The organism is Corynebacterium sp. HMSC072A02, from assembly GCF_001810085.1.
Lineage (GTDB): Bacteria > Actinomycetota > Actinomycetes > Mycobacteriales > Mycobacteriaceae > Corynebacterium > Corynebacterium hesseae.
This window is the reverse complement of record NZ_KV799832.1, coordinates 19374-43137: the sequence shown is the minus strand read 5'-3', so window position 1 is coordinate 43137 and position 23764 is coordinate 19374. Positions and strand designations below refer to the sequence as shown.

Below are 23764 nucleotides of genomic sequence, written 5' to 3'. Positions count from 1 at the left end.
CTTTCACTCCAACACCTGACGTAACATCTGTCCCGTTAGTTAACTTTTTGCGCTTCTCTTAACCTTGTGGCGCCACCATCCTAGGGAGTAACAGTGCACCTCAAACGTCGTCTTGTTCCCGCGAAATCGACGTGGTCAACGCCGGTTATCGCCACGGTCACCTCGATCGCTGTGGTCGCTGCCGCAGCCGTGGGCGGCCAACCCCTCATCCAGACCCAGGAAGCGGGCAGCGGCCCCATCGAAGTGAGCTCGGCCTCCGAAACCTTCGGCTCTGGCGAAACGGTCGTCGTGGATGACCCGGCCATCGCAGCCCAGGGCGAGGGCGAAGGTCCGCGCGCCGTCAAGCAATTCCACCGCGATGAGACCTTCTCCTCCTTCGCCGTCACGTGGAAGGGCACGCGCGATGTCGCGGCCTTCGTCCGCGCGAAGCAACCGGACGGGTCCTGGTCCGAGTGGTACGACATGGACTCGATGTCCTACAACAACGATGACCCCAATGCCACGAACGGCACCGAGCTCATCTTCGTGGGCGATACCAACGACGTGCAGGTCTCCATCAACAACGTGGACCTGGTGACCGGGTCGAACTTGGATGAGAAACTCACCGAGTCCCCCGTTGAGGACGCCGCGCTTGACGACGCCCCCTTCAACGTCGGCGATATCGCCCCCGTTGCCGAGACCGAAGAGCTTCCGGCCAACAGCGACGTCGAAGGCCTCGAGGCTGTCTTCATGGACGGCAACGCCCAGGAGGGCGAGGGCATTGAGCCAACCGCTGAGACCGATGGCATGCCGCGCGTGGTTTCGCGCGCCGGCTGGGGCGCGAATGAGAATATCCGCTGCAAGGGCGCCGACTACGACGACGGTGTGAAGGCCATCGCGCTGCACCACACCGCGGGTTCCAATAACTACACCCGCGCGCAAGCAGCCGCGCAGGTGCGCGCTGCTTACCAGTACCACGCCCAGAATTTAGGTTGGTGCGATATCGGATACAACGCGCTGGTGGATAAGTACGGCACCATCTACGAGGGCCGCTACGGCGGGCTCGCTAAAGCTGTGCAGGGTGCGCACATCGGCGGTTTTAACAAGAACACGTGGGGTATCTCCATGATCGGCAACTACGAGACTGCGCAGCCGACGGAAGCCCTCTTGGAATCTGTCACCGACCTCGCCGGCTGGAAGGGCGCGATTTCCGGCGTCGATCCGTCCTCCCGCGTTTCACTCCGCTCGGAGGGCTACGGCGGCTCGCGCTACCCGGCGGGCGCTTCAGCCCCCGTCTATGGCCTCTTCGGCCACAGCGATGTGCACTACACCGCGTGCCCGGGGCAATACACCATTGCCCAATGGCCGAAGATCCGCGCGGCGGCGCACAAGAAGTACCTGGCCATCAAGTCGGGCGCGTCTGGTTCGACGTCGACGGACTGGGACAGCGAGGATACGACCACACCAGACACCCCTGACTCCACGCCGAGCACGGCTGCGCCGTCTGCCCCCGCACCGGCCCAGGAGGCAACATCCTCGCTGGGCGATACTGAAATCCCGATGAGCACCGTAACAGCACTGGTAGGCCTGGCCGGCACGCTCTTCGCCATCATGTATGCCCGCTCGGACCAGCAGATTGACACGGACCAGACCGTCAACGGGCTGCCGGTGGAGCAGATCCCGGGCATCGTGACCAAGGTGCTGTCCTTGAGCAAGAACGAGGGCTTGAAGGAAACGTGGACGGCGGTCCTTAACGCCTTCGGCCCAGCGCTGGGATTGGCTGTGGGCGGGCCGGATGAGTCGGCCGGCATCATCTACCAGCTCTTTCAGAACGGCATCGTCCTAGGCTCTGAGGACACTGGTACGCACGCACTCGTGGGACGCATCGCCAAGGAATGGGCGTCCGGCGACAACGCGGCGACGCTCGGCTTGCCGACGTCCAACGAAGTCCCCACCGGCCTCGGCAAGGAAGTCCGCGTGCAGTTCCAGGGCGGTTCCATTGTCTACAACCCGGAGACTGAGCAGATTCAGGTGTTCACGGACTAACCCCAAAGCACCCCAAGTCTAAGCGGGATCGCCGATGTAGCGGGAGCCACCTGATGGCTTCCGCTTCGGCATTTATTTGGGCTTGGGGTTTAGGTATCCGGGAGGGCTGAACCTAAAAAGTCCCCTGTGGTCTGCTGCTTCAATGCTGCCTGTGCCGCTTGGTATGCCGGCTGCGAAGTAATCGGCTCCGCCCAGGGTGGTACATACCCCACCCCGCCCCGCAACCTAAAGACATAGCCGGCACCAGTCGGCTTATCCGGGTCATCATCATTGATGCCATTGTGATAAGCACACAACATCGTCAGATTCGGCGGATCCGTCGCCCCACCCGCCTGCCACGGCACTAAATGATGCACCTGGCAATAATCCGCCGGCTTATTACACCCCTCACGCGCACACGTCGGATGCTCCGCACTCGCCATTAACCGCTGCTCAAACCCAGCCAAACGCCGCACACGATGCAACCACACCGGCCCTATAGTCGGATGCACCAAAGTCACATACCCAACCTCAGCAAACTTATAGGTCACAAACTCCCGGCCCGTCATCCGCCCACCGTTGGTAAGCACGAGCTCAATATCATCGCCCTCATCCCGCACAATCTGGTCCAACTCATCCAACGTAACCACCACATTGGTCGCCACCGCAGGCTTCGAACCCCCATGCGCCTGGTTAAAGAACACCTGACCTGCCGCATCCAACAAATCAGCCGGATTAATCGACTCCAAAGTCCCACGCATCTCACTAATGCGCAAGGCTGAATCAGTAATCGTCAACGAATGCGGCCCCACCTTCCGGTACGTCAAGCGCACCCCAGGTTCAGGCACCCGCCGCGGCCGCAACTGCTTCAAGCGTTCCTTCGCTACCTTTGGGATTTGGTGTGCTGGAGTCCCTGCCAACCTGACACGCAGATTCCACGCATCCAACTCCTTTTTCACCTTGGCGGTATACGCCTCAATCAAGCTCAACGACGCCACATCATGTCCTTGGGCAACCGCAGCCGCACGCGCTTGGCGCTGCTTGCCCGTAAAACGCGTCGACCCAAAATACACACGATGCAGCCCAGCCAACTCCACCGCATCAGCCAATGAAGCGCCACGCGCGCGTAAATCATCCACACTGCCTACCGCAAGCCCCACAAGATCCAACCCCGAACTGCGGTAGGAGAAATAAGTCTCCAAATCCCCCATGCGACAAAGACTAAAACACCACCACACACCCCGCAACCGGAGATATCAGAACCAGCGCTCGAGGACCTTTGCCACACCTGCTTGATGGTGCGGCAGCGTCACTGCATCTGCAGCGGCCACGACATCCGGATGCGCATTCTCCATGGCAACACCGCACCCGGCCCACTCAAGCATCTCGATATCGTTGGGCATATCACCAAAGGCGATGATGTCTTCGCGGGCGATACCGTGATGCTCGGCCAGCCACTTCACTCCGCGGCGCTTCGTCACGTTGGGGGCCGCAACCTCTAGAACGCCCTCGGACATCGAGTAGGTCACGTGAGCAAGCTCGGAATCAATGTGCGGCGCGATGAGTTCGTAGAGTTCCGGCGCCGAGAACGCGGTATTACGAATCAACAGCTTGACCGCCGGTCGAGACACCAACTCCCCCACGGTCACCAGCCCGAAGCCCTCAAAGAGCGCGTTCTCTGAATAGTGCGATTCCACCACGAAGAGTTCCTCAACTGGGTCCAAGACCGAGCCTCCCGCGCGCTCCGCCCCGAAGCCAACCCCGCCATGCGGCTCGAGCACCTTTGCAGCGACCTTCACGGTTTCTGCGAGAGCCTCAGGCGAAAGCTCGTGGGCGGAGAGAACGCGGTCCTCCGCCGAGTCATAAATCACCGCACCATTTGATGTCACGCAGACTGGGCGCACGGTCAGCTGCTCGAGCACGGGCATGATCCACCGGAAGGGGCGCCCAGTTGCCAGCGCAAACTCGCTGCCCGCAGCGACCGCACGGGCCACAGCTTCGCGGTTTCGCTTGGGCACCCGGTGGTTTCGGTCCAACAAAGTACCGTCGATATCACTGATGATGAGGCGCGGAGCGTGGTCCGAGAATACTTCATTGGCCATAGCCCCGAGTCTACGTCAGGTTGAGACACGCGACGGCACGGATAAGCGCCCAACGACGAAAGCGGCCGCCACGAGATTACTCGTCACGGCCGCGCCTTCGTGCGTCGTTCAGGTCTTAGGCAATCACGTCGTCATCGTCCACGTCTTCCCAGTTCAGGGAACGCTTGATGGCGCGCTTCCAATCACGGTAGAGAGCCTCGACTTCTTCCTTTTCGCGTTGCGGCTTCCACACCTTGAAGTCACCCTGCTGGGAGCTCAGCACGCTGAGGTCATCCCAGAAGCCGGAGTCAAGGCCCGCAGCGAAGGCCGCACCGGTTGCGGTGGTCTCCACATTCTTCGGCCGGTGCACCTCCACACCAAGCATGTCTGCTTGGAACTGCATGAGCAGCTCGTTCATCGTCATGCCGCCGTCGACGCGCAGCTCGGTGATCTCCACGCCGGAGTCCGCCACCATGGCATCGGCGACGTCGCGAGTCTGGTACGCCGTGGACTCGAGGACCGCGCGGGCCAGGTGTTTGCGGTTGGCAAAGCGGGTCAGGCCCACGATGACGCCGCGGGCATCCGGGCGCCAGTACGGGGCGAACAGACCAGAGAAGGCAGGAACGATGTAGACGCCACCGTTGTCCTTAACCTCACGGGCCATGTTCTCGATGGAGGCAGAGTTCGGGATGATCTGCAGGTTATCGCGCAGCCATTGCACCAAGGAACCGCCCATGGACACGGACCCTTCGAGCGCATAGACAGGGCGCTCGCCCTCGCGCTGGAAGCACACGGTGGTGAGCAGGCCGTTCTCGGAGAACTTCGGGGTCGTACCGGTGTTGAGCAGGAGGAACAGGCCGGTACCGTAGGTATTCTTGGCGGAACCCGGGCGGAAGCAGCCCTGGCCGAACATGGCGGCCTGCTGGTCACCTAAAATGGCGCGAATCGGCACGCCGGCCAGCGAGCCGCGCTCGCGCACGGTTCGGAAGTCACCCAGGGACGGGCGGATCTCCGGGAGCATGGACGTCGGGATACCCATCTCCTTGCACAGTTCCTCATCCCACTCGAGCTTCTCGATGTCCATGAGCAAGGTGCGCGAGGCATTGGTGACGTCGGTGGCGTGCAGGGCCTCCTGGCCGTTGTCACCGTCGGCACCACCGGTGAGGTTCCACAGCAGCCAGGTATCGATGGTGCCGAAGAGCAGCTCGCCCTTTTCAGCGCGCTCGCGCGCACCCTCGACGTTATCGAGGATCCACTTGACCTTCGGACCGGCCGGGTACGAGTTGATGATGAGGCCGGTGCGGCGGCGCCACTTGTCCGCGCCCTCGTCGCCGGCGAGCTCCTTACAAATCTCGGTGGTGCGGGTGTCCTGCCAGACAATGGCGTTGTATACCGGCTTGCCCGTGTTCTTGTCCCACACAACGGTGGTCTCACGCTGGTTAGTAATACCGAGGGCGGCGATGTCTTCGACATTGATGTCGCCGTTGGCCAAAGCCTCACCCACCGCGCGGCGGGTGTTGCTCCAGATTTCCTCCGGGTCATGCTCGACCCAGCCCTTCTCCGGGAAGATCTGCTCGTGCTCGAGCTGGCCGACGGACACCTGTTCGCCGTCGTGGTTGAAAATAATGCAGCGGGTAGACGTGGTTCCCTGATCAATTGCTGCAACGTAGCTCTTGGTAGACATTGTTTTCTCCTTGTCGGGGTTGGTTTAAAGAACCATGGACAACAGGCCAACGACGACGGCCGCCAGCATCGGTGCAACTACCGGGACCCATGCATAGCCCCAGTTGGCGTCTCCCTTGTCCTTGATGGGAAGGAAGAAGGCGTACATGATGCGGGGACCAAGGTCACGGACCGGGTTAATCGCGTAGCCGGTGGCGGTGCCGAGGGACAGACCAATAGAGACGATGACGAAGGCAACACCGAAGTAGCTCAGCGGCCCCAGCTCGCCGCCGGTTGGGCCGAAGGCGATGAACATGAGCAGCACGCAGGTAGCGATGAACTCGGTGACCGCGTTCCACCCATTATTCGGGTGCGCAGGCTTGGTAAAGAAGATGCCCCCGGTGTTCTTGTTGGCGCCGGTGACGTTGCCGGCTTCGTCGAGGTTGTTGGCGTCGAAAAGCTGCTTAAAGGTGGCCCAGGCAAGGAATGCACCAAGCATGGCGCCGAGAATCTGCCCCAGCAGGTAGTAGGGAACGAGGCTCCATTCGAGAGAACCATTCACGGCCAGCATGATGGTGACCGCCGGGTTGAGGTGGCCACCGGTGGGGTCGGCAACACTAGCGCCGATGAACACCGCGAGGCCCCAGCCCATAGCGATGACGATCCAATCCGAACCGCGTGCGCCCGAGGTTCGAAGGTTAACAACGGCGCACACGCCGTTACCGAGCAGGAGCAGCAGCGCAGTGCCGATGAACTCCCACAGGAATGCATCCATTCCGGTCATTAGATGTCCTTTCTTATCTGCCTAGGCCAAGGGCCCAGCGAGGGATATCCACCGCTCGCTGGGCCCCGTGACTTTTAGGCTTCTTCCTTGGTGGCTCGTGCGCTGCCTGCGCGCTCGAGGATGTCGTTTGCCTCACGGTCGGTCAGCGCTGCCTCTGCGGCGAGCTCTGCCTCGGTGTGCTTGGTGAAGTGGGAGACTTCGCGCTCAATATCGGCCTGATCCCAGCCCAGCAGCGGGGCAACGAATTCAGCGATCGGCTGCGCAGCGGCGACGCCGCGGTCGGCGAACTCGATGGCCACGCGCAGACGACGGGTCACGATATCGTCGATGTGCAGGGCACCCTCGTGGGTTACGGCGTAGCGAACCTCAGCCCAGATGTAGCTCTCCGCGCCTGGAACCGGCTCCAGCAGCGTGGCGCCCTCAGCAGCCGGGGCCAGCACCTCACCGATCAGCGAGCCATAGCGGCCGAGCAGGTGCTCGATGCGCTCTTCGCTGAGGTTATAGCGGCGAGCCAGCGCCGGTACCTGGTTGGCCAGCGCGTGGTAGCCATCCGCGCCCAGAATCGGGGTGCGCTCGGTAACGGACTCGGACACCTTAGTACCCAGCTCCTTCACGGCCAGGTCCACGGCGTCCTTACCAATGACGCGGTAGGTGGTGTACTTGCCGCCGGCGACGGAAACCATGCCGGGTGCCACGCGGGCCACGGCGTGGTTGCGGGAGAGGTTGGTGGTGGAATCGGACTTGCCGGACAGCAGCGGGCGCAGGCCGGAGTACACGCCGACGATGTCATCGCGGGTGATCTTGTTGCGCACGCGCTGGTTGACCTGGTCCAGGATGTAGTCAATATCCGCCTTGGTCGGGGCCGGATCCGGCAGGGATAGGCCCTTTTCCCAATCGGTGTCGGTGGTACCGATGATCCAGTATTCGCCCCACGGGATGACGAAGAGCACGGACTTTTCGGTGACGAAGCACAGCGCGGCTTCCGCGTCGAGGGCATCCTTCGGAACCACGATGTGCACACCCTTGGAGGCATGAACCGTGAATTTTCCTTCGACGCCTGCCATCTGCTGAATCTTGTCGTTCCACACGCCGGTCGCGTTGATGAAAACCTTGCCCTTGACGGTGGCCTCGCGGCCGGTTTCCAGGTCGCGGACCTTCGCAGCGGTGACGCGCCCGCGGGCGTCCTTCTCAAAGCCAATGACCTCAGTGCCGGTACGCACGTTGGCCCCGTATTCGGCGGCGGTGCGCAGGACGGTCATGGTGTGGCGGGCGTCGTCGACAAGCGTGTCGTAGTAGCGCACGCCACCGACGACGGCGTCCTCCTTGAGGCCCGGGGTCACCTTCAGCACGCCCTTGCGGGTGAGGTGCTTCTGCATCGGAACGCTCTTGGCGCCGCCCATGAGGTCATAAAGGGTAAAGCCGCCAAACATCATGACGCGCTCCCAGCCGCGGTGGGTCAGCGGGAAGATGAACTTCAGCGGCTTCACCAGGTGCGGCGCGAGGGTGGACATGTTGAGCTCGCGCTCCTTGAGGGACTCCGCCACCAGGCGGAAATCAAACATGGCCAGGTAGCGCAGGCCACCGTGGAACATCTTGGAGGAGCGCGACGAGGTGCCAGCGGCGAAGTCGCGGGCCTCGAGCACAGCCGTCTTCAGGCCACGAGTGGCCGCATCCACGGCGGCGCCGGCGCCTACGGAACCTCCGCCGATGATGACGACGTCATAGTCCTCGGTGGAGTAGTCGTTCCAGGTCTTTTCAAAATACTCAGGGTTGAAGCTTGTAATACTCGTCGTGGTCATTGTTGACTGAGTCTCCTCTCTCGCTGCACGGCGTCAGAAAGTCCTGTCCAGTTGACGGATTGCGCAGCATAATGTGCTCATCCACCACGAGCGCCCTGCTCACCGATGCCTCGGCTACCTGCCCGAGAGGCGGATGAGGAAGAAGTTTTCTCCCAAAGCCAATGCTATATATCACCTGGATTTCTCTCCGGAGACGCTACTCACACGTAGGTTCCGGTGGCGTAAGCTGGCGTTTTTAAGGCATTCCATAGGTGAACAAAATAAAATAACACCCCCTTCCGGGGGTGTTAACGGGCGTCACGAACTCTCCACAAGTCCAGGGATATAAGGACCTATTCCTTCTCTCGTTGCAGGCGCGCCATCGCCTCCAACACCTCAGCCATGCCATAACGCTCCGAGGAATACGTCACCGCACGGGCAGCCTTAATCACCTCAATGGGGGCGGTCTCCAGCGCCACCATATGCACAGCGACGCCTTCCCCACCCTCCGCAAAGGTCTCATCCCCTGGCTCGTTGGCAAAGAACAAGAGATCCTTGGACTCGGCGCCGATCTTCTTCACCACGGCTGCCAACCCCTCCGCAGGCGAAGACGCGGTCACCACTGCGCCGCCAGGGGCATCGTTAAACTGCACCCCTTCGGCCCCGTCCGCGCAGGCAATGCGCCAGCAGGTTTGGGGGAGATCCCCAAAAGCCGCAGCGTCCAGCACCTCGCCCTGCGGCGAAATCACGATCACTTCCTCAACCTGCGGGTGCAGTTGTACAAGCGCCTCCTGGAGCCGCTTCGAAATCTCGCCGTTCTCCATACTCAACGCACTCTGATCTGCCGCAATCACCCGCGGCGCTTCAGAGTATTCAGCCTTCACCCGGTGAGGCAGGCGGGAAACGATGATGCGCGATTGCGTCGCCGCAGACAGCAAGCCCTGCTCCACCACGGATCCCGCGAAAATCTCCTTGCTGCTCGCCGTCATCGAGGCCTGGGCTTCCATCACGTCGGATTTCAGTTGCGCCATGACCTCCGTGACCTTGTCGCGGCCTTCCCCGACGCCGCGCATGGCTTCCTCAACCACCGAGTTGAGGTTCTCCTTGATCCACTCGAGGGTTTCCGGCGCAGTACGCGGGCGATTCTTCTCTGCGGCATCGGCTCCAGCTTCTGCAGTACCGGTTTCCTCGTTACTGCCCGGCTTCATCAGCGCCATCCGGTCGCGCATGAGCTCCACCGTGGCCTCGGAGACGCGGTCCTTAAGGCTTGTCAGATCATCGCGCAGCCGACGCACGCGGTAGCGCTCACTCTCCACCTCGGAGTCCTGGGCCTCTGCCTCCTCCAGCGTTGGTGCCCCACCACCTTTGCGGGCTGGAACCCAGAACTCCCCGGCTGGCATCGGACCAAACTCCGCCTCGTAGTCGGCCCACAGGCCCTCCAGGGCCTCCTGCATCCGGCGGCGCACCTCAGCGATGTCCGCGTCAAAGTCACCCGTCGTGTAATAAGGCTCCAAGGCCTTAATCAGCACAGGCGTCTTCGTGCGGCCCAGGTGCTTCTTCTGCCCCTTCGTCCACAGGCGCTGGGAGCCAAAGATAACCTGCGGAATAATCGGCACCCCCGCGCCATGAGCAATCCGCGCTGCGCCATTGCGCATGCTGCGAATCTCGAAGCTGCGGGAAATCGTCCCTTCCGCGAACACCCCAACGAGCTCCCCGCTCTTGGCCAGCTCAATGCCCTTCACAATCGACGCCCCACCATCGATACGATCCACCGGTACATGGCCCATCAGCCGAAACAGTTGCCCCGCCACCGGCGTCTTAAAGATAGAGGCCTTAGCCAGGTAGCGCACCAAGCGGCGCTTGCGGTACGCCAGGAAAGCCCCAAAGAGAAAGTCCATGTAGCCGGTGTGATTGCACACGATGACGGCCCCGCCCTTATCCGGGATATTCTCCTCCCCGGACAAGCGCATCTTGAGCCCCTGAGCAATAGTCACCCCGCGCCCGATGTGCGTGATCTGCCGGTAGAGGAAGTTAGCCACAGCGCTCATAGTGCTCCAAATGCTTAAGACCTCGCCGCCGGCGGAAGGCAGCAAGGAGGGGACAAAAGTAAGCGGCGCGCGAGCCGCCGCGCGCCGCGTTCTTCTAGGAGTTTACGGGGTACAGAACGTCCTTGCCCACGAATGGGCGCAGTGCCTCCGGAACCACGACGGAGCCGTCCGCCTGCTGGTGGTTCTCCAGAATGGCCACGAGCCAGCGGGTGGTCGCCAGGGTGCCGTTGAGCGTAGCGGCGTACTGGGTCTTGCCGTTCTCATCGCGGTAGCGCGTGGACAGGCGGCGGGCCTGGAAGGTGGTGCAGTTCGAGGTCGAAGTGAGCTCGCGGTAGGTCTCCTGAGTCGGCACCCACGCTTCGTTATCAAACTTGCGCGCCGCGGAGGAGCCCAGATCCCCACCTGCGATGTCGATGGTGCGGTAGGGAAGCTCCATCGCCGCGAGCATGTCCTTTTCCATCTTCAGGAGTTTTTGGTGCATCTCCTCGGCGTCTTCCGGCTTGCAGTAAACAAACATCTCCAGCTTGTCGAACTGGTGCACGCGCAGGATTCCGCGGGTGTCCTTGCCGTGAGAACCCGCCTCGCGGCGGAAGCAAGAGGACCAGCCCGCATACTGCAGCGGCCCCTTGGACAGGTCGATGATTTCTTCCTTGTGGTAGCCGGCCAGAGCCACCTCGGAGGTACCAACCAGGTAGAGATCATCCGCCGGCAGGTAGTAGATCTCATCCGAGTGCTGGCCCAGGAAGCCGGTGCCTTGCATGACGTCCGGGCGCACGAGCACCGGCGGGATCATGAGCTGGAAACCGGCCTCGCGGGCCTTCTGCGCAGCCAACATCAGCATGCCCAGCTGCAGGAAGGCTCCATCGCCGGTGAGGTAATAAAAACGTGCGCCGCCGACTTTGGCGCCCCGCTTGACGTCGATAAGCCCCAGCGTTTCACCCAATTCCAGGTGATCCTTCGGTTCGAAGTCGAACTGCGGCTTCTCGCCGACCTCCTCGAGCACGATGAAGTCATCCTCACCGCCCGCCGGGGCACCCTCCACCACGTTGGAGAGCTGGTACTGCAGCTCCGTCACCTTGGCCTCGGCCGCGGCCGCTTCCTCGCCGGCCGCCTTGACCTTCTCCTTCAGCTCGTTAGAGCCCTCCAGCAGCGCGGGGCGCTCCTCCGGGGAGGCCTGGCCAATCTTCTTGCCAAAGGCCTTCTGCTCCGAGCGCAGCTGGTCTGCCTTCACAATGGCCGCGCGGCGCTGTTCATCGGCGGCGAGCAGCTGGTCCACCAAGGCGGGGTCCTCCCCACGGGTTACCTGGGAGGCGCGGACGACATCGGGATTTTCGCGAAGAAACTTGAGATCAATCACGCCGGATAGTTTAGCGCACGGCCATACCTTTGCGCTGGTAATAACCAGCGGATTATCATGGATAACATGGCACCTCACATCATTACCGACGGCCCCGTGCCCAAGCACGCTCAGCTGCGGGATATTCTTTCCGAGCTCTGCCGAACCACCCTCAAACCCGGTGACATCCTTCCGGGCGAGCGCATCCTCGAGGAAACTTACGGCGTTTCCCGCATCACCGTGCGCCGCGCTATCGGTGACCTAGTAGCTGAAGGCCGCCTGCGCCGCGTGCGAGGAAAAGGCACCTTCGTGGCCCCCAACCCTCTAGTCTCCCGGCTTCATTTGGCCTCCTTTTCTGATGAGATGGGCTATCAGAAAGTACAGGCCTCCTCGCGCATCCTGCTGGGTGAACGCAGCGCCGCCCCCGGTGAAGTCTGCGCCTTTTTCGGTACGGAAGCCTCGGTTTCCCATACCCACCTGCGGCGCCTGCGCTTGGGCGATGGCGAGCCTTATTCCATCGATGATGGCTGGTATAACTCTGCCTTCGCGCCCACGCTGCTGGAAAATGACATCTACAACTCTGTCTACTCGATTTTGGATAACACCTTCAAGGTCCCCATCACCGAGGCCGAACAAACCGTCACCGCCGTGGCAGCTGAGGAGGACATCGCCGAGCTTCTCGACGTCTCACCGGGCACCCCGCTCCTGCACATCACCCGCCTCGCCCGCTCCGGGGACCGCCCGGTTGAATGGTGTTCCTCGGTCTACCGCACTGACCGCTACCGGCTCACAACACACGTCTCCCGCTCGCGCATCTAGTGATTCTCCCGCCGCCTTAGCCTTGGGCGGGCTAGAAGCCTGGGCCGTTGAGGGGGTAGTATGAAGAGTTCTATGAGCACTTCATCTGCGTGGCGCTCCGCCTCCGCCATCCGCGTCGTCCTCGTTGCTGCCGTGGCCGCGGCCGTCTTCTTGGCGTTCTACGGTCTCTTCAGCGGCGGGCCAACTGGCACCGATTCGGCCGCACATGACTCCGCTTCCCCCAGCGCCGACGGTAGCCAGGCCGCTGATTCCTCCGAAGGCGAAGCCGCATCCTTCACCACCGCCTCCGCGGGCTCGTGTGTGACGTGGGATATCGCCCCGGACGGCACTGCCACAGGTTTTGAGCAGACCAGCTGCGATAAACCGCACCGCTTCGAGGTCTCCGCCCGAGAGGATCTCAGCGCCTACCCCACCAGCGAGTTCGGCCCCAACGCCAAGCGCCCAGACGTCACGCGGCAAAACGCCCTGCGCGACGAGCTATGCGAGGCCCCCACGGTGAGCTACCTCAACGGCAAATGGGATCCCAACGGACGCTACGACATTGCTTCCATCCTTCCGCCGGCCGGTTCCTGGGATCAGGGTGACCGCACCCTCCTGTGCGGCCTGCAGACTACCGACGCCAACGGCGTACCGCAGGAGTCCACGGGCAAGGTCAGCGAGGTGGACCAGGCGATCGTCGCCAAGCCCGGCGAATGCCGCAAGGTGGATGACAAACAGGTAGTCAGCACCGTGCCGTGCCAGGAACCGCACCAGATGGAGACCGTGTCCGTCATCAGCCTGGCAGAGAAGTTCCCCGATGCTTACCCCAGCGATGAAGAGATGGATAAATTCCTCTCCGAAACGTGTACCCAGAACGCCATGGATTACCTGGGCGGCGAGGAGAATCTCTACCAATCCACGCTGCAGCCTTTCTGGGGCGCGATGAGCCGCGAATCGTGGGAGGGAGGCTCCCGTTCGGTGAATTGCTCGCTGATCCACATCAAGGACGGCCACTTCTCCGAGATCACCGGCTCTGCCACGGGCGGCCGTGATGCCCTGAGCATCAATGGCGCCCCGCCCACGGAGCAGCCGAAGCGCAACCCATTGCGCGACCCGAATGCCCAGCCAGCCGAGCAGAACTCCCAGCAGGGCAGCGAGAATGCCCAGCCGGCCGGGCAGAACGCCGATCCCGCCGCGCCTGAAGCCGTGGCACCGGCCCAATAAACCCCCGTCCGCTCAACAGGGAGTAAGCACATGTACGAGGTCAGCGAGGAACGCTTCGAGGAATTAGTCGGCGAGGCCCTGGACAAGATCCCGGATCGCTTCGTCGATCAGATGCGCAACCTGGTCATCCTCGTCGAAGAAGAGCACCCGGATAGCCCCAACCTGCTTGGGCTTTACGAGGGCGTGATGCTCACCCACCGCACGGCCTCACACACCGGCCACCTGCCAGACACCATCTCGATCTACCGGCAGCCTTTGCAGGCGATAAGCAACTCGGAAGAAGAGCTCGCCCACGAAGTCATGGTGACTGTCTTCCACGAGGTCGGGCACTACTTTGGTTTCGAGGAGGACCGCCTCCACGAGCTCGGCTGGGGGTAGGTACCTACCGTGGCCGCAATGAACTAAACTTCGGTATCCGCCCAGCGCCTCAGCACCCACTGGCCAAAGGGCTGGCCCTGGGGCTCCATGAGGGTAAAGCGGCAGTTAGGCATGTATCCGGTGTAGGCAAAATCGGGGTCCACGCCGCAGGCGTGCGTCGTCACCACACGAATGGCGGCGCCGTGGCTAACGACGACGATGTCTTCATCATCCTCCAGCTCAGCAGCGAGATCCTCCAGCACAGGCTGGTAGCGCCCTAACACGTCCACGTAGCTTTCACCGCCCGGCATTCGGGCCTCCGGGTCGCCGTCGACCCAGCCGCGCAGCGCCACCATGTATTCGCGGTGCGTGTCCTCGCTGCCGCTCATCTCATGTTCGCCGGCAAAGACCTCGTGCAGGCCCACGCGCACCTCCACCGGAACGCCGCGTTCATCGGCTGCCTCGCCATATGTGCGTGCGGCCAGCATCGCCGTCTGCTGGGCGCGCAGGGCAATAGAACACACAAAGCGCACGCGGCGGCCCGCGCACAGCTCAGCCAATTCGCGGCCGACATCTTCCGCCTGGCCGCGGCCGCGCTCGGTGAGCTCGGCGCCCGGCGGGCGGGTATCCATGATGCGGTCAATATTGGAATAGGTCTGGCCGTGGCGCAGGAGGATGATTCTTCCGGTCATGCTTCACCACACTATTGACCGGTGCGCGCCTGCGCTACCCAGTCATCGGCCTCTTTCAGCCGCGCCAAATCCCGTGGGCCCTCCCCGAGTTTTACCGCAGAAGGCCAGGAGCCGACAAAAACGACGTTCTCCGCGCGCAACCACAGCGCCCGCAAAGCCTCCGCCACCGGTTGGTCCTCGATGTGCCCGATGAGGTCGGCGTGGAAGCGATAGTTACCGAAGACGGTGCGCAGCGGTCGGGATTCGATGCGGGAAAGATCCACCCCGCGGTGCGCGAATTCTTGGAGGGCGCCGACGAGGGAGCCAGGCTCGTTGGGCAGGGTGAAGATGACCGACGTCCTGTCGTTGCCGGTCCGCTCGGTCGGTTTTCCGGCCGGCCCCACCAGGACGAAGCGGGTCGTGGCCCCGGCAACGTCCGCGACATTCTCCGCAATCGAGTCCAGCCCGAAGACCTCCGCTGCCCGGGCAGGGGCGGCCGCGACATCCACCTCCCCGCGCGCCACGGCCTGCGCCGCCGCGCCATTCGACGCCGCCGGGACATACTCCACGTCCGGCAGGTTCTGCTCCAACCAACCGCGTACCTGCTGGTAGGCCACAGGATGCGTGGAGAAAGTTGTGCGGCTGGAACTGCCGGGGCGCACCAGAATGGAGAAGGACACCGGCAGGTCCACCTCGCGGTAGATCTGGACCCGGGAGCCGTCGGCAAGCGCGTCAAAAGTAGCCGTGACGGGTCCGTCCACGGAGTTCTCAATGGCCACGCAGGCATAGTCCGCCGCACCGGAGCGCACCGCCGCCAGCGCCTCGGCCGGCGAGCTCACCGGAAGGCCCTCGGGGGAGTCAAAGTCAGCGGCAAAATGCTGCATCGCCGCTTCTGTGAAGGTTCCGGCGGGCCCGAGGAATGCGATGGTGGTGCTCATGGCAGCAACTTTATCCCACTCAACTACTAGACTGAGCCGCCATGGAGAGAACCGAGTTCACACTGGACAAGCTGCGCGAGGATCTAGCGGGCCTGAGCCCTGCCGAGCACGGCTTCACGTACCTCGATCTCGAGCGCCGCCCACAGGCACACGGGCGCTTGAGCGGGTGGATTCTCTCGGTCAAGGATCTCAACGACGTCGCCGGCATGCCCACCACGCTCGGCCATGCCGAGCGCGCCTACGTGGCGGAGGAGACTGATCCTTTCGTGCAGGAGCTTATCGACGCCGGCGCACGAGTCGTCGGCAAGTCCGCCGCGCCCGAGCTGGGCCTGCGCGTCGACACCGAACCTGTCGGCCTGCCCCACCCGGATAATCCTCTCTACCCCGGCCATACGCCAGGCGGTTCCTCCGGCGGGGCGGCGGTCCAGGTGGCGCGTGGATTGCTGCGCGCCGCGCATGCTTCCGATGGCGGCGGTTCCATCCGCGTTCCGGCCGCTGCCTGCGGCGTCGTCGGTTTTAAGCCCGGCGGCGAGGACCTCTCGGTGCAGGGGTTCATCACGCGCAGCATCGCCGATACCGCAACGCTGCACGGCCTTCGCCCGCGTGCCCGGCGCGCCCGCATCGGCGTGCTGACGGATCCCCTCTTCGCTAAAACCGAGGTGGCCCCGCACATGCTGCGTGCGGTCGCGGAGGCCACCGCCTCCTTTGAAGGCGCCGGCTTCGAAACCGTCGCCATCTCTGCCTACCCTCAAGCTGCCCGCACCTTTGAGGCCTTCCAGCACATCTTCACCCGGAGATTGGCGGGCCTCGACTTTGCGGAGGGCTACGCGGAGTGGATTCGCGCGAAGGGCCGCCGAGTCACGGATTCCGAATTTTCCGCGGCCCGCGCCCATGCCGCCCAGCTGCCGGAGATGCTGGCCCAAGAGTGGGAAGTAGACGCCATCTTAAGCCCCATGCTGGCTTTCGATCCGCCGCGGCGCGGGCATTTCCTGGCGCTGGATCACCAGGCCAACTTCGAAGAGCAAACGCGGTGGTCTCCGTGGGGCTCGCTGTTCAACGTGGCGCAGCTGCCCGCCATCTGTGTGCCGTGGCCGGTGCGCGATCACCCGCCGGTGGGCGTGCACTTAGGGTCAATCACGCTTGACGAGTCCTCCCTCCTCGGCCTCGCCCAGGTGCTTCACCCATGAGCGCGCGCTCACGCCTGCGGGCGGAAATACTCATCGTCCTCACCATCACCTTTGGTATCTCGGGCGTGCGCGCCGCGCTGCGCCTGACCGATTCCCTGCTCAACCCGGCGCCGCTCAATGAGCAATCGGTCACCATCAACGCTTCGCAGTCGACGACGACTCTGCTCGACCTCGCCTTCCAGCTGTGTAGCGCCGCGGTTCTTTTCGCGTGGGGAGCGCTTGCCCTGTATCTGCTGGCCCTGCCGCCCCGCCCACAATGGCGGGACGGCCTGCACGGCGCAGCGCTAGCGGCAGTCATTGGCCTTCCGGGGTTGGTGCTGTATTACGTAGCGTTGCACTTCGGTTGGACCAAGGAGGTCGTCCCAGGGGCCTTCGATACGTGGATTGAGATCCCCGTGCTGCTCATCAAGTCCTTTGCTAATGCCTGGGCGGAGGAGCTGGTGGTGGTGTATTGGCTCATGACCAGGCTTAAGCAGTCTGGGTGGGCCCTGCCCGCAACGCTGGCGGCTTCCTCCATTCTGCGGGGTTCTTATCACCTCTACCAGGGAGTATCCGCGGGCTTTGGCAATATCGTTATGGGTGTGGTCTATGGCTGGTACTTCCACCGCACGGGCAAGGTGTGGCCGTTGGTCATCGCGCACTTTCTGATCGACGCCATCGCTTTCGTTGGCTATGCCCTTATCTTCGGCGCTTAAGCAAGAGCTATCGGCAAGCCACAGCGAAAAGACAGCTACCGTCCCCTGTGTGATAGGTGGGGCAGAAGTTGTTTCGCGGTACAGTGTTCCCCATGACCTACCAAGGACGCGATCCAGAGCGCGAAGCCCGCCGTGCCGGCGAGCCCCACGGCACACCTCGCCGCGCGGGCTCCGCTAGCTCTGCAGGCTCTTCCCGCCCCCGGAACATGGCCAGCCCGCGCGGCTCACACGCGGCCGGTGATGACGCTGGCGAGTTCGTCCTTGGTGCCGACGGACAGCCCTTGCGTGATCGCTACGGCCGCCCGGTGCGCCGCCGTCCATCCGCGCAGCAAGCTAATCCTGCGCATTCATCCTCCCGCGCTCAGCGCCCCAGCGCGCGGCGCTCCCGGCCGGAGGAGACCCGCTTCGACGTCGACGCCTACATGGCCCAGCGCTCCCCTGCGCGCCCAGCGCCCCGCCGGAGCGCGCCTTCGCAACAGCCTGCTGCCCGCACCAATTGGTACACCCCGGATGCCCCACCGCGTAGCTACGCTCCGCAAGCCCCCACCCGCAGGCGTGCCGAAGGTCGCCCGCACAGCCGCCGCAAGAAAGTAAACCCAGCTAAGCAGGCTTTCGGTTGCCTGGGCTGGCTCGTTGTCATCGCCCTCGTCTTCATGGTGGCCTTTACCCTGTGGACGGATTCGCGTTTAACGCGCATCGATGCCCTACCCACCGAGCAGGTGGCGCAGACCTCTGGTACAAACTGGCTGCTCGTAGGTTCGGACTCGCGCCAGGGGCTCACTGAAGAGCAGCAGGCGGAGCTAGGCACCGGTGGCGATGTGGGCGTCGGCCGCACCGATACCATCATGCTGCTGCACATTCCCGCATCCGGAAAGGCCCAGTTGGTCTCCATTCCGCGCGATAGCTATGTCGACGTTCCCGGCTTTGGCATGGACAAGGTCAACGCGGCCTTTACGTATGGCGGCCCACAGCTGCTGACCCAAACCGTGGAGCAAGCCACCGGCCTCCACATCGACCACTATGCGGAGATCGGCATGGGCGGCTTGGCCAACGTCGTGGATTCCGTGGACGGCGTGGATATCTGCGTTAAGGAGCCCATCAACGATCCGCTCGCGGGCATCGACCTCCAAGCAGGCTGCCAGAAGCTCCGCGGGCCAGATGCCCTCGGCTACGTGCGCACCCGCGCCACCGCGATGGGTGACTTGGACCGCGTGGAGCGCCAGCGCGAATTCTTCGCCGCACTGCTGGATAAGGCAACGTCTTTCTCCACCATCGGCAACCCCTTCAAGGCAATTTCACTGGTTAACCACACTGCCGACTCCTTCATCGTCAACGAGAAGGACCACGTCTGGCACCTTGCCCGCGTGACGCTATCCATGGCCTCCGGCGTGGAAACAAAGACGGTTCCCATCGGCGGCTTCGAGGACACGGTCGTGGGCAACGTCGTCCTCTGGGATGACGCCGAGGCCCAAGCGCTCTGGGACTCCATGCGCTAAGGCTTCGGCCAGTCGTTTCGATCAAATAAGGCTCCAAAACCACATGGTTTCGGAGCCTTATTTGATCGTTTCGTACCCGCGCCTCGGGGGGCGGAGGCGCCGGGGCAACTAGCGCAGCGTCACCTGGCGGGACTTGATGTTCTGCAGCTGCTTGCGCTCATCGGCATCGAGGTTGGCGTCGTTGGAGATCTCCTCCTCCAGCGCCTTGTTCACGCGAGACAACTCTGCCTCGTAGGAATCGTGCGCAACCTCTGGGTCGAGGTCGAAGACCGGAGCGATGAGGCCGTGGGTACGGAAGACACCGGCAAATTTGGTGTTCTCTCCCAGGTTGAGCTCACCGCGAGCCGCGATGCGCGCGAGGGCGTTAAGGAAAGCATTCTCGTCATCGCAGGGGCGGACCCAGCGGATGTGCGCCTTGCCGCCACCGGCGTTAGCCCAGAAGGCGGTGCCCACAAAGCCCTCGGCCTCCTGGCCTACCTGGTAGGACTCGATGACGGAATCGTTGGCACGCTGCAGAGCCTGCGCCATCTGCGGCGGGACCTGCGCGCCCTCCGGCATCCACCACGCGAAGTCCTGGTAGACGTTGATCTCCAGCTCGGCGTCCTCCTCAAGCAGCTCCTTGAGCTCCGGCTGGGAGCCATCAGCAGCGGTGGACTCGAGAGTGGAACCCGGCGCGTTGTTCTTCACCCAGTTCAGGGCGAAAGCCAGGTCGCGGCCCGGATTGTGCGTGTGGGACTGCACCTGCAGTCCCACGAAGGCCTCGCCGCCGGACTCCTCATCACGGATGAGTGCCGCGGTAGCACCGGGCAGCACGGTGGCGACGTAAACGTCCTTGTCAAAGCCTTTCACAGACAGCTTCGCCGTTGCGGAAGGAACGAATTCCTGCAGGGCGACGAGGCTAGCCTCAGCGGCGAGCCCACCGAAGGGGCGGGGGTCCTTTTCCAGGGCAGCGCGCTCGGCGGCGCGGGCAGCGAGCTTAGCTTGGCGGCGGGACATGCCCTCCGGCAGCTGTTCGTTCTTCTTTTTCTTCTTGGCCATACTGAACAACTTACCTGTTCATTACAGCTCAATGGCATGCAGGGCCACTTCCGGCTGGTTCGTGGCGAGAATATCCACCCCATTGGCCCACGCCCACTTCATATCCTCGGGTTTATCGATGGTCCACATATACGTGGGCAGACCATGCGCGCCGATGGCACCTGGTTGGAGCTTGCCGCGCAGCAGCGACATGCCTAGGCCCGTGGGCTGCGATAACAGGATGTCCGGGCGGTTGAAATGGCGCTCCCAATCGCGGCGCAAATATATGCGGTCGATATGCGGGGCGAGCGCTGCCATTCGACGGATGGCCCGGTGGGAAAAGGAAATCATGTGGATCCGGGGGTCGTCGACAAGCCCTGCGTAGCGCAACCGCAGCACCATCTGTTCTTCGAGGATGTCGCCCTGCCCCGAGGGATGCTTGGTCTCGATGTAGAGGTGATGCTTCTTATCGCCGAGCATCTCGAGGAGCTCGTCGAGAAGCAGCATGCGCTGGCCACCACCGATCTTGAGGCGGCGCAGCTCCTCCCATGTCATGCGAGACACTCGGCCTGAGCCATTCGTGGTGCGGTCCAGGGTGGGATCATGGTGAACCACCACCTTGCCGTCGCTGCTCAGACGGATATCGCACTCGATGCCGTGAATGGGAAGCTCGAGCGCTTTTTCAAAGGCAAGAGGGGATAGCTCCGGATATTTCCCGGAGTATCCCCTGTGGGCGACAATCTTCACTAGCCGAAGATTTCTTCCTTGATGGTGTTGAGAGTGTTGAAGGAGTTCTCGAAGCGCTCCTTCTCGTGGTCATCGAGGGCCAGCTCGATAACACGGTTGACGCCGGAGCGGTCAACGATGGCCGGGGTGCCGATGAAGACATCCTCGTGGCCGTACTCACCCTGCAGGTAAGCGGAGACAGGAAGTGCGACAGCCTGGTTCTGAATGACCGCGCGGGTGATGCGGGCCAGGGCCATGCCGATGCCGTAGGAGGTGGAGCCCTTGGCGTCGATGATGTGGTAGGCGGCGTCGCGGGTGTCCTCGAAGATCTTCTCGATGCGCTCGTTGTAGCCCGGGTCCTTCTCAGAACGGTGGGACAGGGAGACACCAGCGATGTTGGCGGAGGAGACGACCGGCAGCTCGGAGTCACCGTGCTCGCCGATGATGTAGGCGTGGACGGAGGTCGGCGCCACGTCATCCATCTCAGAGAGCATGTAGCGGTAGCGGGCCGAGTCCAGGACGGTGCCGGAGCCGATGACGCGCTCGTGCGGGAAGCCGGAAGCCTTCCACACCGCGTAGGTCAGCAGGTCCACCGGGTTGGAGGCGACCAGGAAGATGCCGTCGAAGCCGTTCTTCATGACGTCACCCACGATGGAGTTCATGATCTTGACGTTCTTGTCCACGAGCTGCAGGCGGGTCTCGCCGGGCTTCTGAGCGGCGCCGGCGCAGATGACGACCATGGAGGCGTCCTTGCAGTCTTCGTAGGTGCCCTTGGTCACGCGGGTGCGGGACGGGGCCCAGACAACACCATGGTTGAGGTCCATGACGTTGCCCTCGAGCTTCTTTTCGTCGATGTCGATGATGGCCAGGTGGTCAACAGTTCCCTGGTTGACCAGAGCGTAGGCGTAAGCAACTCCAACGTCGCCCGCGCCGATGAGTACTACTTTGTTTCCAACATGATTTCCCATGCCTCCTATTGTGCCCCCAATGTCCGAATTTTGCTCGTTATGCGCCCGAATTCACAGACCCAGTAGTCCGATCTCACATTTTTATGTCTGATCGGACATCTATGGAGGCTGCGCTGCACGTCGAACCTAAAGCTGGTTCAATGGCCAGCATGCGTCAACTTGCGCGCCGCATCGCACTCAGAACCGCCCGCACGGGCCTTCAGGCTGCAATCTTTTCCCTGGAGATCATCAGCGATCTCACGCCCGGCATGCGCATGACTGGCCGGCGGCGCCTGCCACAAAACATGTGGCCCGGGCTCTTCGGCGCCGAAGTCGCAACGTGGGCAGCCGTCTCCCCTTCCCTTTTGCCCCGCCCGTGGTGGGTCACCGCCGCCAACGTGGCCATCGGCCAAGGCGCTGGACACCTCGCCGCGACCACCGCGGCCTTCGCTGCCAAGCGCGCGCTGCACCACGCTGGCCGCCGCCCCCAGGACCGCGTCGGCCCCACCACTCGGCGCTATTCCTACTACGCACTGGGGGTTGGCACGCTCATCGCAGGCATACGCTCCCTGCGCAATCAGACGGAGCAAGCCCGGCTCGTGGGAAAGCTCAATGACCGCGGACCGCAGTCCGCAGCACTGGGCATGGCCGTGGGCACGGCAGGCTACGGCGCCTTGCTCGTTGTGGGGGAAGCAGCCCAGCTCACCGTCACCCAGCTTTCCCTCCAGGTCCAGCGCTGGCTGCCCAGGTGGATTGCCTGGCCGCTAGCCGGCGGCGCGGTCGGCTTCGCCACAGCCCTGGTCAGCGACCGGATGGTGTGGCGTCGCTTGCTCCGCAAGGCCTCCGTCCAAGGCCTGGCGCTCAACAAGCTGGTATACCCGGGCTCCGCCATGCCGTGGGAGCCCGAGCGTTCAGGCAGCCCCTGGTCCCATGAGCCCTGGACGGCCGTCGGCTCACAGGGCAGAGCGTTTCTTGACCGCGGCCCGCGCGCCCAGGACATCAAGGAGGTCATGCACTTCGAGCGCGCCCACGAGCCAATTCGCATCTATATCGGACTCATTCGCGGTCGCGGCCCGCACGCCGCCGCACGCCACGCAGTGGCGGAGATGGACCGCACGGGTGCGTTCCACCGCGACACGATCGTGCTGCAAATGCCCTCCGGCTCAGGGTGGATCAATAACTATGCGGTCAGCGGCTACGAATTCCTCACGCGGGGCAATTGCGCCACCGTGGCCCTGCAATTCGACTACTTGCCTTCCATGTTTTCCTACTTGGTGGACAAGAACCTCTCCCGCATCTTTGCGCGCGAACTCATCGCGGCCGTCCATGACCGCCTCGAGCTCCTCCCCGAGGACAACCGCCCCAAGTTGTATTTCAGCGGCGAGTCCCTAGGCTGCTATGCCATCGTGGAGAACTTTGAGACGCTCGAGGAACTCCTCGCCGCCTGCGATGGTGCGGTCTTCACCGGACCTCCGCGGATGACCAGCTTCATGCGGCGCCTGCACCGTGAACGCGGTTCCCTGGAACGCCTGCCGCTTATCGACGGCGGCCGGCACCTCCGCTTCGCCGCCGTTCCCGCCCACATGGAGCACGATGCCTTCGGCGAACCTTACGGCCCCTGGGAACGCCCGCGCGTGGCGGTGGGCCAGCACGCCTCCGACGCCATCGTGTGGTGGGACAGCAAACTCATCTACGCCCGTCCCAACTGGATTCACGAACCCACCCCGCAGACCTTGTACGCGGATACCTTTAAAAATCTGCACTGGCACCCGTTCATCACTTTCTGGCAGGTGGCCCTGGACCAGATCAACTCCCTCAACGTGCCGGGCGGCCACGGCCACAACTACTTTGAGGAAACCTTCTGGTACTGGGATTCTGTCCTCGGATCCCAAACACGAACCCAGCTCACCCCGGAGCTCGCCGAGCGCATGCGGGCCTTCGTGGAGCGCGACCAGCTCAACAAACCTTCCGACTTTCGGACGCACGTGCGCAAGCAGCTCTAGCCGCGCGCACAC

20 protein-coding genes are annotated in these 23764 nt (G+C 63.1%); 8 read left to right on the top strand and 12 right to left on the bottom strand.

What is annotated here, in order from left to right; translation table 11 throughout:
• Positions 1 to 93: 93 nt before the first annotated feature.
• Positions 94 to 2025, top strand: a complete 1932-nt coding sequence (locus HMPREF2698_RS03875) for an N-acetylmuramoyl-L-alanine amidase (protein WP_070562227.1) — start codon at positions 94 to 96, stop codon at positions 2023 to 2025.
• Positions 2026 to 2114: 89 nt separating this feature from the next.
• Here the strand turns inward: HMPREF2698_RS03875 and HMPREF2698_RS03870 are convergent, their stop codons facing one another.
• The 7 genes from HMPREF2698_RS03870 to serS all read right to left on the bottom strand — a co-directional run bounded on the left by HMPREF2698_RS03870 (position 2115) and on the right by serS (position 11714).
• Positions 2115 to 3215 carry an HNH endonuclease signature motif containing protein gene (locus HMPREF2698_RS03870; RefSeq protein ID WP_070562225.1) on the bottom strand — a complete coding sequence of 367 codons (1101 nt, stop codon included), beginning with the start codon at positions 3213 to 3215 and terminating at the stop codon, positions 2115 to 2117.
• 45 nt (positions 3216 to 3260) lie between these two features.
• Positions 3261 to 4106, bottom strand: coding sequence for a Cof-type HAD-IIB family hydrolase (locus HMPREF2698_RS03865; RefSeq protein ID WP_070562222.1), 846 nt, complete (start codon positions 4104 to 4106; stop codon positions 3261 to 3263).
• 115 nt (positions 4107 to 4221) lie between these two features.
• Positions 4222 to 5769 (bottom strand): glycerol kinase GlpK, encoded by a 1548-nt coding sequence (gene glpK, locus HMPREF2698_RS03860; RefSeq protein WP_070523843.1) that lies wholly within the window; start codon positions 5767 to 5769, stop codon positions 4222 to 4224.
• Between the two features lie 24 nt (positions 5770 to 5793).
• Positions 5794 to 6531: an MIP/aquaporin family protein gene (locus HMPREF2698_RS03855; protein ID WP_070562219.1), complete on the bottom strand. Its 738-nt coding sequence runs from the start codon at positions 6529 to 6531 to the stop codon at positions 5794 to 5796.
• Positions 6532 to 6605: 74 nt separating this feature from the next.
• Positions 6606 to 8330 carry a glycerol-3-phosphate dehydrogenase/oxidase gene (locus tag HMPREF2698_RS03850; protein ID WP_070562217.1) on the bottom strand — a complete coding sequence of 575 codons (1725 nt, stop codon included), beginning with the start codon at positions 8328 to 8330 and terminating at the stop codon, positions 6606 to 6608.
• 332 nt (positions 8331 to 8662) lie between these two features.
• Positions 8663 to 10357, bottom strand: coding sequence for a lysophospholipid acyltransferase family protein (locus HMPREF2698_RS03845; RefSeq protein ID WP_070562214.1), 1695 nt, complete (start codon positions 10355 to 10357; stop codon positions 8663 to 8665).
• 94 nt (positions 10358 to 10451) lie between these two features.
• A complete protein-coding gene (gene serS, locus HMPREF2698_RS03840) occupies positions 10452 to 11714 on the bottom strand; it encodes a serine--tRNA ligase (protein WP_070523855.1) in 1263 nt (420 codons plus the stop codon).
• 66 nt (positions 11715 to 11780) lie between these two features.
• On the opposite strand from serS, the gene HMPREF2698_RS03835 reads away from it, so the two are divergent.
• The 3 genes from HMPREF2698_RS03835 (at position 11781) to HMPREF2698_RS03825 (ending at position 14093) form a co-directional block, all read left to right on the top strand.
• Positions 11781 to 12512: a GntR family transcriptional regulator gene (locus tag HMPREF2698_RS03835; RefSeq protein WP_185963230.1), complete on the top strand. Its 732-nt coding sequence runs from the start codon at positions 11781 to 11783 to the stop codon at positions 12510 to 12512.
• 72 nt (positions 12513 to 12584) lie between these two features.
• A complete protein-coding gene (locus tag HMPREF2698_RS03830; RefSeq protein ID WP_070523861.1) occupies positions 12585 to 13715 on the top strand; it encodes a septum formation family protein in 1131 nt (376 codons plus the stop codon).
• Positions 13716 to 13745: 30 nt separating this feature from the next.
• Positions 13746 to 14093 carry a metallopeptidase family protein gene (locus HMPREF2698_RS03825; RefSeq protein WP_070531807.1) on the top strand — a complete coding sequence of 116 codons (348 nt, stop codon included), beginning with the start codon at positions 13746 to 13748 and terminating at the stop codon, positions 14091 to 14093.
• 23 nt (positions 14094 to 14116) lie between these two features.
• Here the strand turns inward: HMPREF2698_RS03825 and HMPREF2698_RS03820 are convergent, their stop codons facing one another.
• Both HMPREF2698_RS03820 and pheA read right to left on the bottom strand, forming a co-directional pair.
• The gene (locus HMPREF2698_RS03820) at positions 14117 to 14764 is read right to left on the bottom strand and encodes a histidine phosphatase family protein (protein WP_070562211.1); all 648 of its coding nucleotides are present in this window, start codon (positions 14762 to 14764) and stop codon (positions 14117 to 14119) included.
• Positions 14765 to 14775: 11 nt separating this feature from the next.
• Positions 14776 to 15681, bottom strand: coding sequence for a prephenate dehydratase (gene pheA / locus HMPREF2698_RS03815; RefSeq protein ID WP_070562208.1), 906 nt, complete (start codon positions 15679 to 15681; stop codon positions 14776 to 14778).
• A 41-nt stretch (positions 15682 to 15722) separates the two neighbouring features.
• Between pheA and HMPREF2698_RS03810 the strand changes: the two genes are divergently transcribed.
• The 3 genes from HMPREF2698_RS03810 to HMPREF2698_RS03800 all read left to right on the top strand — a co-directional run bounded on the left by HMPREF2698_RS03810 (position 15723) and on the right by HMPREF2698_RS03800 (position 19059).
• Positions 15723 to 16868, top strand: coding sequence for an amidase (locus HMPREF2698_RS03810; RefSeq protein WP_070562205.1), 1146 nt, complete (start codon positions 15723 to 15725; stop codon positions 16866 to 16868).
• A complete protein-coding gene (locus HMPREF2698_RS03805; protein WP_070562202.1) occupies positions 16865 to 17563 on the top strand; it encodes a CPBP family intramembrane glutamic endopeptidase in 699 nt (232 codons plus the stop codon). The genes HMPREF2698_RS03810 and HMPREF2698_RS03805 overlap by 4 nt, the downstream gene beginning before the upstream one ends.
• Positions 17564 to 17769: 206 nt before the next feature.
• The gene (locus HMPREF2698_RS03800) at positions 17770 to 19059 is read left to right on the top strand and encodes an LCP family protein (protein ID WP_070562419.1); all 1290 of its coding nucleotides are present in this window, start codon (positions 17770 to 17772) and stop codon (positions 19057 to 19059) included.
• A 108-nt stretch (positions 19060 to 19167) separates the two neighbouring features.
• On the opposite strand, the gene HMPREF2698_RS03795 is transcribed toward HMPREF2698_RS03800, so the two are convergent.
• Genes HMPREF2698_RS03795 through HMPREF2698_RS03785 form a run of 3 tightly spaced genes read right to left on the bottom strand, consistent with a single transcriptional unit; the run spans position 19168 to position 21770 of the window.
• Entirely contained in the window at positions 19168 to 20097 is a 930-nt protein-coding gene (locus tag HMPREF2698_RS03795) for a DUF5926 family protein (protein ID WP_070531791.1), read from the bottom strand.
• 21 nt (positions 20098 to 20118) lie between these two features.
• Positions 20119 to 20823 (bottom strand): glycerophosphodiester phosphodiesterase family protein, encoded by a 705-nt coding sequence (locus HMPREF2698_RS03790; RefSeq protein ID WP_070523881.1) that lies wholly within the window; start codon positions 20821 to 20823, stop codon positions 20119 to 20121.
• Positions 20823 to 21770: an L-lactate dehydrogenase gene (locus HMPREF2698_RS03785; RefSeq protein WP_070523884.1), complete on the bottom strand. Its 948-nt coding sequence runs from the start codon at positions 21768 to 21770 to the stop codon at positions 20823 to 20825. The genes HMPREF2698_RS03790 and HMPREF2698_RS03785 overlap by 1 nt, the downstream gene beginning before the upstream one ends.
• Before the next feature lie 140 nt (positions 21771 to 21910).
• Between HMPREF2698_RS03785 and HMPREF2698_RS03780 the strand changes: the two genes are divergently transcribed.
• Entirely contained in the window at positions 21911 to 23752 is a 1842-nt protein-coding gene (locus HMPREF2698_RS03780) for an alpha/beta-hydrolase family protein (protein WP_070562199.1), read from the top strand.
• Positions 23753 to 23764 lie beyond the last annotated feature (12 nt).